Source organism: Venatorbacter sp. C2-1 (assembly GCF_022832715.1).
GTDB classification, from domain to species: Bacteria; Pseudomonadota; Gammaproteobacteria; order Pseudomonadales; family Oceanobacteraceae; genus Venatoribacter; species Venatoribacter alkanivorans.
Genome location: NZ_CP094879.1, coordinates 1,632,969 through 1,650,823, shown reverse-complemented (window position 1 = coordinate 1,650,823; position 17,855 = coordinate 1,632,969). Strand labels below are relative to the sequence as shown.

Sequence of the window (17,855 nt, the reverse complement as noted above, 5' to 3'; positions counted from 1 at the left end):
CAGGGGTTCGGTCAGTGATTCAACCAGTTGTTCTGGCCGTCGAGCAAATAACTTTAGCGAGGAAGCTTTCTATGAAAAAACAGAAACGCGACATGCAGGAAAGAGCTTTTGCACGTGGTTATCGCGCTGGCGTTGAGCGCCGTTCAAAAGATCTTGCACCCATAGGACCACAACGAGACTCCTGGCTTGCAGGTTGGCGTTCCGGTCGTGCCGACCACTGGGATGGTTACACCGGCGTTTCTGGCATTCATAAAATGGCCGTATGACGTTCTCCAGGGCTTAATGCCCGTTGTGCACGCTTCCTCTTCAGGGAAGCAAAGCCCTGCGATAAGCAGGGCTTTTTTTGCTTAAACGCCGTACCTGCCCGGGCAAACTCAGCCCTGTGTACGTAAATCGGCCAGTGCATCCACTGCTTCGCGGATCAGCTCCGGCCCACGGTAAATAAAGCCGGAGTAAATCTGCACCAGCGACGCACCGGCTTTGATCTTTTCTGCAGCACCTTCACCGTCGAGAATACCGCCCACACCAATCACCGGCAGTTTACCGGCCAGCGCCTGACACAGGTGCTCAACGGTCTCGGTTGCCAGATCCTCCAGTGGCGCGCCACTCAGGCCACCGGCTTCATTGCCGTAGCGCAGGCCCTGCACACCTTCACGCGACAGCGTGGTATTAGTGGCGATCACACCATCGATACCGCTGTTAACAAAGGTTTCAGCCACCAGCGCCACGTCGTCTTCTTCCATATCCGGTGCAATTTTGACGAACACCGGCTTGTAACCGAATTCTTTGGCCAGCTCCAGCTGACGGGCTTTAATCGGCTCCAGCAGCTGTTTCAGCGAATCGCCGAACTGCAGGGTACGCAGCCCCGGAGTATTCGGCGAGGAAATATTCACGGTGATATAGGTCGCATGCTGATACACCTTATCGAGGCAGATCAGGTAGTCAGAAGTCGCGTCTTCGACGGCTGTATCGAAGTTTTTACCGATATTAATCCCCAGCACACCACGGTATTTTGCCGCTTTTACCCGCTCAACCAGATGATCAACGCCTTTGTTGTTGAAGCCCATACGGTTGATGATGGCCTGACGTTCAGGAATACGGAACAGGCGCGGCTTAGGATTACCCGGCTGCGGACGCGGAGTGACGGTACCGATTTCGATAAAACCAAAACCCAGACGGGCAAAAGCATCGATATAATCGCCGTTTTTATCCAGACCCGCGGCTAAACCGACCGGATTAGGGAATTCAATACCGGCAACGGTTGTTGGCAAAGATGCAACCTGAGGCGCCAGAAACTGCAAGAGTCCAAGGCGTTCGCTGGCCCCCATCATATCCAGTCCCAGTTCGTGGGAGGTTTCACCATTCAGACGAAACATCAGAGCGCGACTCAGAGCATACCAATCCATAACAGACCTCAGTTGACAAAGCGGGTGGCAAAACGGCCGGCATTATATGCCAGTCCGTCCGCGCTGTAGACGACTGAGCGCAAAAAAACGCGCTATACCGTGAAAGTCAGGCTCCCAGGCGCACAATACGCTGAAACTTGCCCTGATCATCGAATTCAATGGCAAAACGGCCATAGATACCTTCATGCTGCACAACCTGCTGCAGCACGCTGGCAGGAAAACGGACATTGCGTCCGTCCAGCGCCCGTGCCACGACCTGTTTTACCTGGCCGCGATAAAAGCGCTGATATTCCTGAGCGGAGATGGCCAGATCCAGTACGATGCGCTGCATTATGGCTCCTGTCGCTGATTATCGTGGAAAGAGTCTGCCAATGGCGGCTTCGGCTGCTGCCGCCAGATATCAAGCTGCAGGCGTAATTCCCGGATACGCTCTACCACGCCCTGTGGCAGACGAACTTCCTGCATAAAGGCACGTTGCGCCAGAATCACTTCCGGCTGCAGATAATCAGGCAATACCTGCAAACCGGCATGGTTCAGCACCCGATCCTGCCAGCGGCCATATTTATTTTGCGGTAACGATTGCGGGGTACAAAGCGGCTGATAATGCAGTACCTGCTCAAGCATGCTGAGGTTACGGAAAGCGGAGCAATTAACGCTTTCATTCCAGGCTGTGTCGATATAACCGCTGAAATGAAATGTATCAACCAGTCTCCAGCGCTGCTGTTCACAGCGGATATAAGGTGTAACCTCACGCCCGGATAACGGGTCAGGATGCTGCGCCAGAATACGGTTCCAGAAACGCAGGCCATTCAGATTGGCCGCCAGATCAGCAAAGGAAAACACCCCCGTGGTCTGAGCGCCAAAGTACAGAGATTCTGACCACTCGCCAAACAGCATGCCCTCTTCAACCGAATCCTGCAGCCGGTCGGTAACTTCAAAATAGCTGTAGCCTTCGGTAAAAAAGTGGCCAAGTTTATCGCTGCCGATTTCCACATCGCCCACACGGATAACGGCGGCAACGCGTTCACTCAGCACCAGCGATGGGGATTGCTGCCAGATAAAATTACGGTATACCGAATCGCGGAAAGCTACACGGCGCCGGCTGATCTGCGGGTGTTCTTCGGCAAAGGTTTCCAGCTGGCCAATCACCGGCCGCGCCAGCTCCCAGCTCAGCGCGTCGTACAGACGCTCTTCTTCACAAGCAGGATACTGCAACGCCGGACGGGAACGCAGTTGAGGTGGTTTGGTCACCGGCCGGTTGGCCATAGTTACGGCGAGTTGCAGGCGGCGGTTAACCTCAGCTTCAAGCAAGGGGGCTGCATCAGACAGCAGAACAGCAGAATGCCCGCTGAACTGGTCAACCTCAGCCGCCTGCAGAGGCAGCACTGAAAAAACGCTGCTAACCAAAAAAACAAAGCGCAGATAACGGACGCCTGACAACAGTTTCACCATAACCTGAAAATAACGGCAGAATCATAAAGCTTTCTGCCGCCACTCACTACTCACACTCAGGTACAGCTTCCTCACCGTCAATACAGGGGCGCTGGTGACGGCTGGCCTGTGCCAGGTCCAGCAACTCCCGCAGCGCAACCGATAACATGGTAAATTCCAGCGAATCAGCAGCTTTCAGCTCATTCAGCATGTTCGCCCAGCGAGCGACCAGAGAGGCATACTCCTCTTCCCATTGAGCAATCGATTCAGCAAGGGTTATACCATCTTCCTGTGTCCCCAGAATGCCAACGGTCAACGCTCTCTGCTGCCAGTCAAGATCGTCGCGCAGCGTTTCCCGTGCCAGTGCTTCCCAATGGCTGTTCGATGGCAACGCATTCACCTGCTGAATAAACCAGTTCAGGGATAAATGCTCACCCATTTCAAAATAAGCTTCAGCAACCTGGCGGATATCGCGCCCGGTTTGAGCGGCGGCTTCAATAATACCCAACGCCGAATACAGGTTTGCAGCTCCGGCGGTTAAGGCAGCCAGCGTTTCCGGCACTCCGGCTTCAACGCGGCGGTTATATACTTCCTGCCAGCGCTCCAGCGCAGAACCTTTAAGTGTACGGCCTAACTCAGCCGCAATGCTCTGCACGGCCGGTTGAAAACGCGCAACCTCTGCACCAATATCAATTTTTGCACGGCGATTACGTAAAAACCAACGGCTGGCCCGACGTACCAGACGCATCAGGTCCGCCATCATATCTTCCTGTTCTTCAGTGCTGATGTGGTAATCCAGAGCAGTAATCGCCTGCCAGTGTTCAGGCAAAGCAAATATATCGCGGGCGGTAATATAAGAACGGGCAATATCACTCATACTGGCCCCGGTTGAGTCATGCAAACGGTTAACGAAAGTAATGCCCATATAATTGACCATATCGTTGGCCAGTTGCGTGGCAATAATTTCCCGGCGCAGGCGATGATGACTCAGAGGCTCCGCAAAACGATCGCAGAAGGCCTGCGGAAATGCGGTATGTAAAATACTGGCGACGTATTCATCATCATGAATATCCGGATGATTAAGCTGCTCTTTAAGATCCGCTTTAGTATACGAAATCAGCACCGCTAATTCCGGACGGGTCAGCCCCTGGCTGGCCGCGCGACGCTCCATAAGGACATCTTCGTTAGGCAGAAATTCAAGTGCCCGGTTGAGTTTTCCGTGGGTTTCGTACTCCCTCATCAGACGCACATACTCATCCAGCCGGACTTTACAATCACGGTGTGCCAGCGCAATTGCCTGAGTCTGACGATAGTTATTATTCAGCACCAGACGGGCGACATCATCGGTCTGCTGCATAAATATTTCGTTACGTTGTTTGCGCGTCAGATCACCACTGTCGAGTACTTCATTCAGCATAATCTTGATATTCACTTCGTGGTCGGAGCAATCCACACCACCAGCGTTATCAATAAAATCGGTGTATGAGGCACCACCTTTAAGGCCATATTCCACCCGGCCAAGCTGAGTCATGCCCAGATTGCCGCCCTCACCGATCACTTTGGCCCGTACTTCCTTACCGTTAATCCGCAAGCCATCATTGGTTTTATCTCCGACATGGGAGTGACGTTCTGCAGACGATTTAATGTAAGTTCCGATACCACCATTCCAGATCAGATCGACCGGTGCGCGCAGCAGCGCTTTGATTAAATCGTTCGGCGGCAGACGATCTTCCACAATGCCAAAACGCTGCTTCATTTCCAGAGATACGGGTACGCTTTTCGCTGAGCGTAAAAAGATACCGCCACCTTTGGAAATCAGCTCCTTGTTGTAATCTTCCCAACTGGAACGTGGCAGCTCAAATAAGCGTTTACGTTCAACAAAACTGCGAGCAGAATCCGGATTCGGATCGATAAAGATATGCATGTGATTAAACGCCGCCACAAGACAAATATGCTCAGAAAGCAGCATGCCATTACCAAACACATCACCGGCCATATCACCGATACCAACCACGCTGAAATCCGTTTCCTGAATATTAATACCCTGCTCACGGAAGTGACGCTGTACCGAAACCCAGGCGCCGCGGGCTGTAATACCCATTTTTTTATGGTCGTAACCAATTGAGCCACCGGAGGCGAAAGCATCGCCCATCCAGAAACCTCGGGTTACTGCAATTTCGTTAGCGATATCAGAAAAGGTTGCCGTGCCTTTATCGGCAGCGACCACCAGATAGGGATCATCATCATCGTGACGAACCACATTATCCGGCGGCACAACCTGACCTTCGACCAGATTATCGGTAACATCCAGCAAGGCACTGATAAAGGTCTGATAGCTGGCAATACCTTCAGCCATAAAGGCATCCCGCCCGCCCTCTTTCGGCAGGCATTTGGCGATAAAACCACCTTTGGCACCAACAGGAACAATCACCGCGTTTTTAACCTGCTGCGCCTTAACCAGCCCCAGCACTTCAGTGCGGAAATCATCGCTGCGGTCTGACCAGCGCAGCCCACCACGGGCAACCCGGCCACCACGCAGGTGCACCCCCTCCACACGGGGTGAATAAACAAAAATTTCAAACATAGGCCGCGGCAACGGCATATCGCTGATCGCCGCCGGATTCACTTTTAACGCCAGGTAAGATTTACTTTTTCCCTGTTCATCCTGCTGAAAAAAATTGGTGCGCAGTGTCGCTTTGATCAGTTCAATATAGCGGCGGATAGTACGGTCTTCGTTCAGCTGATCCACACCTTCGAGAGCATCAATCAGCTGCTGTTCACACTGGTTAACCTCTTCATCACGTTGCTCGGGGGTGCATTCTTTAAGGCCAAAACGCAGATGAAACAGATGAACCAGTCTGGCGCTGATATCAATGTAGCGACACAGAGTCTCAGCGATGTAGCTCTCCGAAATACCAAAACGGATTTGCTTCATATAGCGGGCGTATGCGCGCAGGATAGAAATATCCTTCCAGCTTAATTGCCCGCCCAGTACCAGCCTGTTAAAGCCGTCATTCTCGGCCTGCCCTTCCCAGACGGCACGGAAAGAATCCTGAAACAGGCTTTTAACCGCAGCAATATTGATACTGTCAGACAGGGTATAGCGCAGCAGAAAATTATGAATCCAGATACGCTGTCCATCGGCGCAGATAATCTCGTAAGGATGCTCCCCCATTACCCGCAAACCCAGGTTCTCCAGTACCGGAATAACATCCGACAGCGGCAGAATAGTATCGCGGTTAAACAGTTTAAAACGCAGTTCGTTATCACCCTCTTCCAGTTCACGATAAAAACTCATCGCCAGCTGGCCCGCTTTCTGCCCGCACAAATGCTCCATATGCTGAACATCCACTACGGCCGTACGGGCGGTAAAGTTCTCACGGTAACCTGCAGGAAAAGCATCTCGATAGCGGTGAAACTGATGATTTCCGCGTTCCTCCCCGGCCTGTTCTATCAGGGCATCGTGCAGATCATCCTGCCATGAACGGGCAACCTGACAGATTTTTTTCGCCACCGCCTGCTCATCAAACACCACAGGGTTATCAGGGTTCAGTCGCAGTGTGTACTGAGTACGCGCCAGAATGGATTCAGAAAAGTAGGTATTAAACTCAATATCCAGCGGTGAAAACTCGGCCGCCAGCACCCCTTCGATACGCTGACGCAGTTCAGTGTTATAAATATCACGCGGTACATAGGCCAGACAGGATATAAATTTACTGTAAGAATCTTTGCGCAGATACACCCGGGTCTGACGACGCTCCTGAATATTCAGAATGCTTAATGCTGTACGATGTAATTGCTCTGCCGTTGACTGGAATAATTCATCACGCGGATACACCTCCAGAATACGGTTCAGCTCTTTACCACTGTGACTGGCCGGATTGAAATCAGCCATTTTCCGCACATCGTTGAGCTTTTCCCGTACCAGCGGAATATTGTTTGGCGTTTCGATATAGACAATAGAGGTATAAAGCCCCATAAAGCGGATGCCGCCGGTGACTTCGCCGTCTTTATTAAAAAACTTAACCACCACATAGTCCGGATACGCCGGACGATGAACCCGGCTTCGGCTACCGGATTTCATAAAACTTACGACCTGCTGATTGGTGATAAAATCGCGCACTTCATCTTCAAGGTCGCGCAACAATAAGCGGTTACGGCTCGCCTTATTGTAATTAAAAAGGCCAAGATCCTGCTCACTGTCACGTACAACATACTGCTCTTTACCTTCATTCTCGATATGGAAAACATCACAGGCCAGAAAGGTAAAGTGGTTATGAATCAGCCAGCGCAAAAACTCCTGTGCTTCTTTGTAATGTGCAGCGCGGTCTTTATGGTGTGGTTTGTTCAGGCGGGTAATGGTGGCTTCGGCTTTTTCAATAATCGCTGGAAAATCATTCACACAGGCGGTGACTTCAGCAATCACATCCAACAGTTGTCCGGTCAGCGACTGCAGCAAATCGGTATCAGAGTGGTGGTCAAACTCAATATAAATAATCGCTTCTGCTGTTGATGCTTTTTCCTCTTTATACCAGTCATTTTCCGTTTTCAGTTGGTGCTTTTTATCACGCTGAGCATGCAATACGCAGTAATGAATCGAATGCAGTGATAACTGCCGTGCATTAAGCTGCATACGTACCGAATCGACCAGAAAAGGCATATCATCGCAAACGATCTCAACCACCGTATGAATGGACTGCCAGCCATGATTCTCATAGTCGGGGTTAAATACACGGACCTTAGGCTGATGCGGTTTACGTTGCTGAATAAACTGCCAGCAGGACAGCGTCGCGCCATACACATCCTCCACTGAACGGGCCATCAATTCATCGGCCGGTGCACCAGAAAAATACAGATCTGCAAAGCGTTGCAGGACCGCGGCCTGCTCGTTATGGTTACGTTCCTTAATAATGGTGTGCAAAGCAGTCAGCATAGTGTTATCCGTATTGAGCCCTGATAACTCCTAAGCTTAGATCATTTCGCCACCAGCGCGGTCTCCGTACCGGGGTAAGCAGCACAGTGAACTTTCGCTGCAGCAACCAATCAGAGCCATTGACCAAATGCTTTGAGTCTCTAAAATCCGAATTAAATCAACGCTCTGGGATAAAAAGAAGATGACTGAACAACAGGGTTTTGCACGCTTGAAAGAAGCACTGCAACAACAGATTATTGGCCAGCCCCATCTTGTTGAACGCTTGTTAATTTGTTTATTAAGTGATGGTCATTTACTGGTTGAAGGGGCTCCCGGCCTGGCAAAAACCAAAGCCATCAACGCGCTGGCCGACCGTATAGAGGGGGATTTTAAACGTATTCAGTTCACCCCCGACCTGCTGCCGGGCGACATTACCGGTACCGAAATTTACCGCCCGCAACAGCAGACCTTCGATTTTCAGGCCGGGCCGATTTTCCATAACCTGATTCTGGCCGACGAAATTAACCGTGCACCGGCCAAAGTGCAGAGCGCCCTGCTCGAAGCCATGGCCGAACGTCAGGTCACCGTCGGCGGTGTTACCCGCCCGCTGTCGTCCCTGTTTATGGTGATGGCCACACAGAACCCGATAGAACAGGAAGGCACCTACCCGCTGCCGGAAGCCCAGCTCGATCGTTTTGTTATGCACGTGGTCATTGATTACCCGGACAGCGAAGCCGAGCAGAAAATCCTGCGTCTGGCACGTGGTGAAGCCATGCAGCAACAAAACCGCGACGACACTAAACTGTCGCAGGAGATGGTGTTCTCCGCCCGCCAGCAGGTACTGAATCTGCACATGAGCGATGCCGTTGAGCAGTATCTGGTACAGCTGGTGATGGCCAGCCGCCGCCCGGAGCCTTACGGCAAAGACCTCGCCAGCTGGATTGAATACGGCGCCAGTCCGCGTGGCACCATCGCCCTCGACCGCTGCGCCCGCGCCCACGCCTGGCTGAACGGACGTGATTACGTCAGCCCGGATGATGTACAGGCCGTCGCCCACGATGTACTGCGCCACCGTCTGCTGCTCAGCTTTGAAGCCGAAGCCTCAGGCATGACGGTCAATAAAGTGATTAACGAACTGCTGCAACGGGTACCGGTTGTCTGATGCGCCAGGACGGACATTTCTCTGCAGGGGCCGAAATTCTGCCGGCCAATCTGGTGCAGCTGCGCACGCTGGCGCGCCAGCTGCCGCTGCATAAACAGAAAAAAGTGCTGAACGATCTGGCTGGCAGCCATGCATCTGCCATCCGCGGCCGCGGTCTGGATTACGCCGAAGTGCGTGAATATCAGGCCGGTGACGATATCCGTGCGATGGACTGGCGGGTAACCGCGCGCACCGGCGATGCGCACATCAAAGTCTTCCGTGAAGAAAAAGAACGGCCGGTATTGTTGGTCTGTGATCTGCGTGCCGCTATGCGTTTTGGCAGCCGCCGCGCACTGAAGCAGGTGCTGGCCGCCGACCTCACCGCGTTATTTGCCTGGGCTGCACTGGAACACGGCGACCGTATCGGAGCCCTGCTGTTTAACGACGAGCTGGAAACCGATCTGCGGCCCAAAACCGGCCGCAAACAGGTGCTACAGTTACTGAATGAACTGACCACGATGCCGCCATCAGCGAGTGCCGATCCGCAACAGCGTATGCAGCAGATCTGCCGTCACCTGCGCCGCATTGCCCGCCCCGGCAGCGCCATTTATTTTATCAGTGACTGGACCGGCTTTGATGCCGACTGCGAGCAGCAGCTGCACGCGGTGACCCGCCATTGCGATCTGGTTGCTGTTCATATTTCCGATCCGCTGGAAGCCGAGCTGCCGCCGCCGGGCCTTTACAGCCTCAGCGATGGCCAGCAACGTTTGTCCCTCGACAGCACCACCAGCCGTCAGCGCGAAGAATATCAGCAGGCATTCAGCCTGCGCATGAACAGCCTGCAACAGCAACTACAGCGTCTTAAAGTGCCGCTGATTGCCCTGAGCACCAGCAATGCCGATCCGCTGCCGGCCCTGCGTCAGGGACTCGGACTCGGTATGCTCAGCCGCGTACGGGCGGAGGAAAGCTGACCATGCAAGCGCAGAACGATACCCTGCAAATATACGATATTCATCTGCCCGACCCGGTCAGTGCCTGGCCGCCGGCCCCCGGCTGGTGGCTGCTGCTCATCGTTATTCTGCTGGCCGCGGTTGCCGCCTTTTTTGTCTGGCACAAACTCCGGCAGCGCTGGCAGCGACGCAGCGATTGCCTGCAGCAATTGCTGAACCTGCGTTCGCATTTCGATAAAACCGATGCCCAGGCCTGCGCCCAGATTAACGAAATTCTGAAACTCTATTGCCAGCAGTATTTTCCTCAGGCGGTCGCCCTGCACGGTCAGGCATGGGTGGATTTTCTTAATCAGAAGGGTCCGGTGCCATTATTCAATAATCAAAGTGCACGGGCTTTGGCGGAAGCGCCTTATGCACCGCCACGCGCCGACTGGCGCCAGCATTATGGTGAGCTGGATGATCTGCTCGCACTGGCACAACGCTGGCTGAAAAGCGCCCGCACAGACCAAGATAAAACAGGCCAACAGCAGGCAGAACAGCACAACACAGATACGGAGGCCAGATAATGGAGTTTCACTGGCCCTGGGCGTTTTTTCTGCTGCCACTGCCGTGGATTATCCGCGCTTTTTTACCGCCATTAAAAGTTGAGCAGGCGGCGCTTAAAGTTCCGTCGCTCAGCCCCTGGCGGCTGCAGAACAGTAAAGGTGGCGAACGTCAGACACAACAGAATCTGAGTGGCTGGTTACTGCCTCTGGCGTTATGGATTGCGCTGATCGGCGCCTTATCCCGCCCTTACCACAGCGGAGAAATAGTGCAGATGCCGGTGTCCGGCCGCGACCTGATGCTGGCGGTGGATATTTCCCAGAGTATGGAAATTGAAGACATGCGCCTGAATAATAAACCCGCTAACCGTCTCGCGGTAGTTAAGCAGGTGGTCAGCAACTTTATTGAACAGCGCAGTGGCGACCGCATGGGCCTGATTCTGTTTGGCAGCAATGCCTACCTGCAGGCACCACTGACCTTTGATGCCCGTACCGTCAGCACCTTTCTGAACGAAGCGCAGATCGGCCTGGCCGGTAAAAAAACCGCCATCGGCGACGCTATCGGTTTAACCATTAAACGTCTGCAGGACAATCCGGAACAAAGCCGGGTGATGATTCTGCTCACCGACGGCGCCAATACTGCCGGCGAAATTGAGCCGCTGAAAGCCGCCGAGCTGGCTGCCAGCAATGGCGTAAAAATTTATACCATCGGCCTTGGGGCTGATGTGATGGAGGTATCCAGCTTCTTCGGCACCCGTAAGGTCAACCCGTCACGGGATCTGGACGAAAATGCCCTGCGGGAAATTGCCCGCCAGACCGGCGGTGCTTTTTTCCGCGCCCGTGACACCGAAGAGCTGCAAAAGATTTATCAGTTTATTGATGATCTGGAACCCACCGAAAAAGACCCGGAAATTTATCGTCCGCAGCAGAGTCTGTACCACTGGCCGCTGGCCATTGCCTTTGTCATCAGTCTGCTGATTGCCCTGCAACAACGCTTTAACCGGATGCCCGGCGGAGGTCGCCACTGATGGAATGGCTCAGTCAGTTTCATTTTTTACGGCCGCTGTGGCTGCTCGCCGCACTGCCTGCCCTGCTGGCTTTTTCATTGCTGCTGCAGCGCGCCTTAAGTGCCGGTCAGTGGGCCAGCGTGATTGATGCTCATCTGCAGCCTTATATGCTGGAGCAACAACTCAGCAACCGCCGCAAAGCAGGTTTATGGTGGCTGCTCGCCGGCTGGCTGATCGCCTGTATTGCGCTGGCCGGTCCAAGCTTTGAAAAACTGCCGCAACCTTTGCAAAAAAATCAGGATGCACTGGTTATTATGCTCGACATGTCAGCATCCATGGGCGCCCAGGATCTGAAACCCTCACGTGCGGTACGCGCCATTCAGAAAGTCACTGATATCGTCCGCAGCCGCGCCGACGGCCTGACCGCACTGGTCGCCTATGCCGGTGACGCCCATACCGTGACGCCTTTAACCGACGACCGCGACACCATCGAAAATCTGCTGCCGTCGTTATCCCCGTTTATTATGCCGAGTCCCGGCAGCCGTCCGGATAAAGCCATCAGCCTGGCGCAGCAGCTGGTCAGCGATGCCGGTATCCAGCAGGCCCGCCTGCTGTTACTGACCGACGGTATTATCAGCAAAGATATTGAACGAATCCGCAACAGCCTCGACAGCCAGCGCTTTCAGCTTAAGGTACTCGCCATCGGCACCGCCGAAGGCGCGCCGGTGCCAATGCCCGGCGCCGGTTTTCTGCGTGACGGCAGCGGCACAATCGTACTGCCACAGCTGGATCTGGGGCCGATCCGCGATCTCAGCCGCGAACTGAATGTCCCCTGGCAAACACTGAGTATTAACGACAGCGACTGGCAAAGCCTGTTACCCGAACAGCCGCAAAGCTTTGACCCACAGGAAACCGACAACGGCTTTGCCCGTTTTGATCAGTGGCACGACGCCGGCTACTGGCTGATCTTTGCCTTGTTACCCGTTGCTCTGCTGCTGTTCCGCCGTGGCGTACTGTTCAGTCTGCTGTTACTGCCACTGTGCTGGCCCGACAACAGCTATGCGCTGGAGTGGAAAGATTTATGGCAAACCCCGGATCAGCAAGGCTCAGAACTGTTTGAACAGGACCCGGCTGCTGCCGCACAGGCCTTCGAAGATCCCGCCTGGCGTGGCAGCGCCGCTTATCGTGCCGGCGATTATGAAAGCGCCGCCAAAGCCTTTGCCGAAGGCCCACAAACCGCCATCAGCCATTACAACCGTGGTAATGCCCTGCTGCAGGCCGGAAAGCCGGATGAAGCCATCGCCGCCTATGATGAAGCCCTGAAGCTGAACCCGGAGATGAAAGAAGCCGCAGCTAACCGCGAGACCGCCGAAAAACTCAAACAGCGACAAGAACAACAAAAAGAGCAGCAACAGAATGGTCAACAGCAGGACGGCCAGCAACAGGACGACCAGCAACAGGACGGTCAGCAACAGGACGGTCAGCAACAGGACGGTCAGCAACAGGACGGTCAGCAGCAGGACGGTCAGCAGCAGGATGGTCAGCAGCAGGATGGTCAGCAGCAGGATGGTCAGCAGCAAGACGGCCAGCAACAGCAGAACGCTCAGCAGCAAGACGGCCAGCAACAGCAGAACGCTCAGCAGCAAGACGGCCAGCAACAGAACGCTCAGCCGCAGGATCAGAGTGAAGACGATGCCTTTGCCCGTCAGCAGGCTGATAAGCTGGCCGAACAGCAGCAGGATGAATCAGCCTCTCAGGCGGTACAGAATCAGGAGCCTGAGACTGACGAAGAGAAACAGGGCATAGCAGCCGCTGACGAAAATCAGACAGCACAGGAAGAGCCGCAGGAAGAATCCGCGCAACAACTGCGCCGCCAGTCTGACCAACCGGAAACAGAAATCAACGGCCTCAGCCGTGAAGAACAGGCCGCCATGCAACAATGGCTGAACCGGGTACCGGACAATCCCGGCAACCTGTTACAGCGCAAATTTTTATACCAGTACCGGCAACAGGCCGATCAGGAAAGTGAGGATGTTTTATGGTGATGCGTGATCTGCTGTTTAGCCGCATTCACTGGCTGCTGGGGTTGCTGCTAGCGTTGCTGCTGGCCACCACTCAGGTGCAGGCTGCTACCTTCAGTGCCAGCGTTGACCGCAAAGAAGTCGCCGAGCGCGATACCTTTAATCTAATGCTGCGCTACAGCGAACAGGTGGGTTTTGGCTCACCGGATTTAACTCCGCTGCAGAGCGATTTTCAGGTGCTGAACCAGCAGCGCTCCAATCAGTTCCGCTCCGTCAACGGCAAGACCGAGTCCTTTACCGAGTGGACCCTGACGCTCACGCCCAAACGCAACGGTAAACTGACCATTCCCCCGATCCGTTTTGAAAATCAGCAGACGCAACCCATTACCATCAACGTGCGCGAGCTGTCAGCGGATGTAAAAGCGCAGATCGCCAAAGAATTTTTCTTCGACACCGAGATCAGCCAGCAGGACAACTATTACGTTCAGGGGCAGATTCTTTACACCGAAAAACTGTATTACAGCGTCAGCCATGAAGACGCCACCCTGTCGGAATTTAAAGTGACCGATGCTCTGGTACAGCCGCTGGGGGATGTGCGCCAGTATACGACCGTTGTTGATGGCCAGCGTCTGGGCGTGTACGAACGGCGCTTTGCGATTTTCCCCGAAGAAAGCGGCGAGCTGGTGATTCCCGGCCAGCGCTTCAGCGCCCGCATCAGCAATCCTTACGACCGCTGGAGCCGTGGCCGTCAGGGCTCTGCGGTCAGCAAGCCGATTACCCTGCAGGTTAAACCCATTCCGCAGGATTATCCGCAGGCGCCCTGGATTCCGGCTGAAAACCTGAGCATCAGCGAAACCTTCAGCACACCGCCACAGCAATGGGTGGCCGGCGAACCGGTTACCCGTACCCTGATCATGACCGCCAAAGGTCTGCCCGGCAGTCAGCTACCGGCCATTGCCCTGCCGGTGGTTGATAATCTGCGTTACTACCCGGATCAGACTCAGCAAAATGAACAAAGCAGCGACGACGGCCTGACCGGAACCTCAGAACAATCCATCGCCCTGGTACCGGGCAGCAGCGGCCGTATTCTGCTGCCGGAAATCCGCATCCCCTGGTGGAACACCAGAAGCGGTACTCTGGAATATGCCGTATTACCGGCCCACAGCATTCAGGTTAAGCCAGCCAAAGGGGCTGTGGCATCATCACAAACAGCCGAGCCTGTAACAAACAACAGCGACGCAGACGCCATGGAGCAGCCTGGCGACAGTGCTGGTATCAGCACCACCGACAACAACGGCTGCGCCGGCGACCTGCTCGTCTGGCAACTTGCTGTGGCTGCTTTGGTGCTGAGTAATGGGCTGTTTTTACTGCTGTGGTGGCATGCACGACGCACGGCACTGACCCGGCCAGCCGTGTCAGACAGTACGCAACGGGATCATCCGCAAAAAACGCTGAAGCAGCACTGGCAGGCATTGAGTAAGGCCTGCCAGCAGGGAGACGCCGCAGCCATGCGCAGCCACCTGCTGGCCTGGGTTAATGCCGGCGGATTAAACAGCAAAGATTTAAGCATCCGCCTGCCACTGGCCAGCCTCAGTCAGTTGGCCGGATTACTGCCGGAGCCCAGATTGCAGGCTGCGCTGGCGGAACTTGATGCCCGGCTCTATTCGCCACAGCAGAATTCCGCCTATAACGGCCAGAACCTGCTGGCATTGTTAAAAGAGCTGCAACGTCAGAGTGGCAAAACAGAGACACAACGCGCCGTACTTTATCCACACTGAAGTAACGGGGATTGCAGAAACAGGCCGGAGGATTCAGTACGGTGCGGCTATTCGCCCGGAAACTGATCCGGCCCGGCGCCAGGAGAGGCAGGCAACTTATTCGCCCCGGCATGGGCTGACTTATCCAGATACATCGCCTGATCAGCGACTTCAATCCAGCTGCTGGCATCGGCAACATCAGGATACCCCACATAAGCCAGACCAATGCTGAAATGTACCGGAAATTCTCCGGTCGGGGTCTGATGACGCAGCACGTTATTACGCAGATTCCGCAATGCCAGCGAGGCATCGCGAACATTGCTCTGCGGCAATACCACCACAAATTCATCACCGGCATAGCGCGCCAGAATATCCGTGGCGCGGATATGCTGACGGATATGCTCAGCCAGGGCCTGTAATGCCTCGTCACCGGCAATATGACCGAAGGTATCGTTAATCTGTTTAAAGTCGTTCAGGTCGATAAACAGCAGCGAGCACGGTGTCTGATAGCGGCGATACAGTTCCAGCTGATGTTCCAGCTCTTCATACAGTGCCTGACGGTTCAGACAACCGGTCAGCGGGTCGGTACGGATTAACAGATTAAGCCGTTCGGTCGCCTGATGTGCCTGCTCCAGGGCATGAGCCATATCCGCTTTGGCTTTAACCTGATCGCTGATGTCCGTTGCCAGACCAATCAGATACTCCAGTTTACCGCTGCTGTTCAGCACCCCTGTCCCGGTGTCGAAGATATAACGCAGGCCCCGCTCCGGATGCTCTACCCGATATTCGATTTCCCAGCGCCCTTGCCGGTGGCGTTCTATTTCAGCGCGCACCCGCGCCCGGTCATCTTCGTAAATCCCTTGCAGAAAGCTGTGCGCATCATCGTACAGGCTGGCACAACTGCGCCCCCAAACCCGCTCATAAGCCGGGTTAACAAACAGCATCTGCTCTATTCCCGGCGTCGACATCCACACCACCGACTGAATGGTTTCGGCAATGGTGCGGAATTTAACCTCAGACTGCTGCAGCAATAACTCAGACTGCTTGCGGTCACTGATGTCTTCGATCACGGAAATAAAATAATCGGGGAAATTCTGCTCATCGCGAATCAGGGTCACCGTAAGGTTCGCCCAGAAATAGCGGCCATCTTCATGACGGTAGCGTTTCTCAATACTGTAAGAGCTATGACTGCTGCTCAGCAGGTCATTCACTTTGCTGACATCCAGTTCAAGATCATCCGGATGAGTAATGTCCTGAAAACAATGTTCCAGTAATTCTTCACTGCTGTAGCCCAGCAGGTCGCACAGGCGGCGGTTCACTCTTAAAAAGCGTCCACCAAGGCTGACACAACAGATCCCCACAGCAGAATGCTCAAACAGTTCATCATACGCCTTGTGCTGTTCGCGCAGCTTACGCTCAGAAATCCACAGCGTACTGGTATCCAGAATGGTCGCGATTGCCATCTGCTCGCCGTCGTAATCCACCAGTGCCAGATGAATCTCGGCATTAATTTTCTGCCCCTGAGCATCGTTGATCCAGATACGGTTATTCATCCGCCGTTCGCCGATGGAGGAGAAAAACAAAGCAATCAGATGCTGATGCTGGCTGCGGATATCTTCAGGTACCAGAATATCCACCGGCTGCCCGACCATCAGTCCGGGGCTGTAACTCAGCAGATGGTGCGCAGCCCGGTTGGCCATACGGATGATGCCTCTGGAATCAACCAGAAGCACCGGATCCGGACTCAGCTCAAACAGGGGGTCGGTAGGTAAAACGCGAAAACGCCGGTGCTGCAACACAATGGCGATAATGATAACAACGGCCAACAACAGCCATGGAAGTACTTCCATGCATACTCCGATACAGAAAACCTATCCTGCCAGGAAAATGCGTACAACCTTACCGCATGGCAACAGTCCGCTCCGGGACTGTCTTTAAGACTAGCAGGAAAGCGTCAGAGCGCCGTCTTTAACAAGCTTTTTATCAATCAGCCACGCTCAGCTCTGCCCTGAGCTGATTGTCCTAAATGAATAACTGGGCGACGGTTGATGGTTTCCTGTCCAAACAGCGTGCGCCAGAACCAGTTACTGTCGAGATCTTCCTGACAGCGCACCAGCTGCTGCTGATACTGTTTTGCCCGGCGCTCGACCTTTCTCGCCACCTGCATCAGCCAGGGTTTTTTCTTATAGGTACCACGCAGATAACCGCCGGCCCCGTCGTGATAGGCCAGGTACAGGCTGTAAGCATCATGCGGGCGAATGCCGGTGCGTTTAATGGTACGGGTGTTGTACCAGCCGATAAAATCGACCGCATCCTCAAAGTCATCACGGTCTGCGCCCCAGTTATTGGTGAGACGCATATACTCTTCCCAGGTCGGGTCGAGTGCCTGAGCATAACCATAGGCCGTCGACGGGCGCGGGCCGGGAATGATCCACAGATACCACTTACGCGGCGGACGGTTATCGTCGATAAACTTTGATTCCTGGTGAATAAACGCCATGGTCACCGACTCCGGTATCCCGTACTTTTTCTTCACCGCCTTAGAAGCGTTATACCAGTCGTAATATTCGTCATAGATTTCGCAGACGTTATTAATATTTTTCGGCTGCGGGGTGGAGCAACCAGCCAGTACCAGCAATACAGCCAGAAGTGAAAAGCGGATACCTGTAAGGGTCATGCCTGTTCCTT

The 17,855-nt window shown here is 54.1% G+C and carries 13 protein-coding genes; 7 read left to right on the top strand and 6 right to left on the bottom strand.

What is annotated here, in order from left to right; all coding sequences use genetic code 11:
* Positions 1-71 precede the first annotated feature (71 nt).
* Entirely contained in the window at positions 72-266 is a 195-nt protein-coding gene (rmf, locus tag MT343_RS07365; RefSeq protein ID WP_145469485.1) for a ribosome modulation factor, read from the top strand.
* Between the two features lie 108 nt (positions 267-374).
* Here the strand turns inward: rmf and MT343_RS07360 are convergent, their stop codons facing one another.
* The 4 genes from MT343_RS07360 to MT343_RS07345 form a co-directional block, all read right to left on the bottom strand.
* Entirely contained in the window at positions 375-1,406 is a 1,032-nt protein-coding gene (locus MT343_RS07360; protein ID WP_145469484.1) for a quinone-dependent dihydroorotate dehydrogenase, read from the bottom strand.
* A 106-nt stretch (positions 1,407-1,512) separates the two neighbouring features.
* A complete protein-coding gene (locus MT343_RS07355; protein ID WP_145469483.1) occupies positions 1,513-1,737 on the bottom strand; it encodes a DUF2835 domain-containing protein in 225 nt (74 codons plus the stop codon).
* Positions 1,737-2,792 (bottom strand): hypothetical protein, encoded by a 1,056-nt coding sequence (locus MT343_RS07350; RefSeq protein ID WP_145469482.1) that lies wholly within the window; start codon positions 2,790-2,792, stop codon positions 1,737-1,739. Before MT343_RS07350 ends, MT343_RS07355 begins: the two co-directional genes overlap by 1 nt.
* Positions 2,793-2,904: 112 nt before the next feature.
* Positions 2,905-7,770: an NAD-glutamate dehydrogenase gene (locus MT343_RS07345; RefSeq protein WP_145469481.1), complete on the bottom strand. Its 4,866-nt coding sequence runs from the start codon at positions 7,768-7,770 to the stop codon at positions 2,905-2,907.
* Positions 7,771-7,951: 181 nt separating this feature from the next.
* On the opposite strand from MT343_RS07345, the gene MT343_RS07340 reads away from it, so the two are divergent.
* Genes MT343_RS07340 through MT343_RS07315 form a run of 6 tightly spaced genes read left to right on the top strand, consistent with a single transcriptional unit; the run spans position 7,952 to position 15,188 of the window.
* Entirely contained in the window at positions 7,952-8,911 is a 960-nt protein-coding gene (locus MT343_RS07340) for an AAA family ATPase (protein WP_145469480.1), read from the top strand.
* Complete coding sequence (locus MT343_RS07335) at positions 8,911-9,861, top strand: DUF58 domain-containing protein (protein ID WP_145469479.1); 951 nt, start codon at positions 8,911-8,913, stop codon at positions 9,859-9,861. Before MT343_RS07340 ends, MT343_RS07335 begins: the two co-directional genes overlap by 1 nt.
* Before the next feature lie 2 nt (positions 9,862-9,863).
* Positions 9,864-10,406, top strand: coding sequence for a DUF4381 domain-containing protein (locus MT343_RS07330; protein ID WP_145469478.1), 543 nt, complete (start codon positions 9,864-9,866; stop codon positions 10,404-10,406).
* Positions 10,406-11,410, top strand: coding sequence for a vWA domain-containing protein (locus MT343_RS07325; RefSeq protein ID WP_225691756.1), 1,005 nt, complete (start codon positions 10,406-10,408; stop codon positions 11,408-11,410). Before MT343_RS07330 ends, MT343_RS07325 begins: the two co-directional genes overlap by 1 nt.
* Entirely contained in the window at positions 11,410-13,434 is a 2,025-nt protein-coding gene (locus MT343_RS07320) for a VWA domain-containing protein (protein WP_243989475.1), read from the top strand. The genes MT343_RS07325 and MT343_RS07320 overlap by 1 nt, the downstream gene beginning before the upstream one ends.
* On the top strand, positions 13,428-15,188 hold the full coding sequence (locus MT343_RS07315; protein WP_145469475.1) for a BatD family protein: 1,761 nt from the start codon (positions 13,428-13,430) through the stop codon (positions 15,186-15,188). Before MT343_RS07320 ends, MT343_RS07315 begins: the two co-directional genes overlap by 7 nt.
* Positions 15,189-15,235: 47 nt before the next feature.
* On the opposite strand, the gene MT343_RS07310 is transcribed toward MT343_RS07315, so the two are convergent.
* Together MT343_RS07310 and MT343_RS07305 are read right to left on the bottom strand one after the other, a co-directional pair.
* Positions 15,236-17,017: a PAS domain S-box protein gene (locus MT343_RS07310; protein ID WP_145469474.1), complete on the bottom strand. Its 1,782-nt coding sequence runs from the start codon at positions 17,015-17,017 to the stop codon at positions 15,236-15,238.
* 137 nt (positions 17,018-17,154) lie between these two features.
* On the bottom strand, positions 17,155-17,844 hold the full coding sequence (locus tag MT343_RS07305) for a transglycosylase SLT domain-containing protein (protein WP_222428573.1): 690 nt from the start codon (positions 17,842-17,844) through the stop codon (positions 17,155-17,157).
* Positions 17,845-17,855 lie beyond the last annotated feature (11 nt).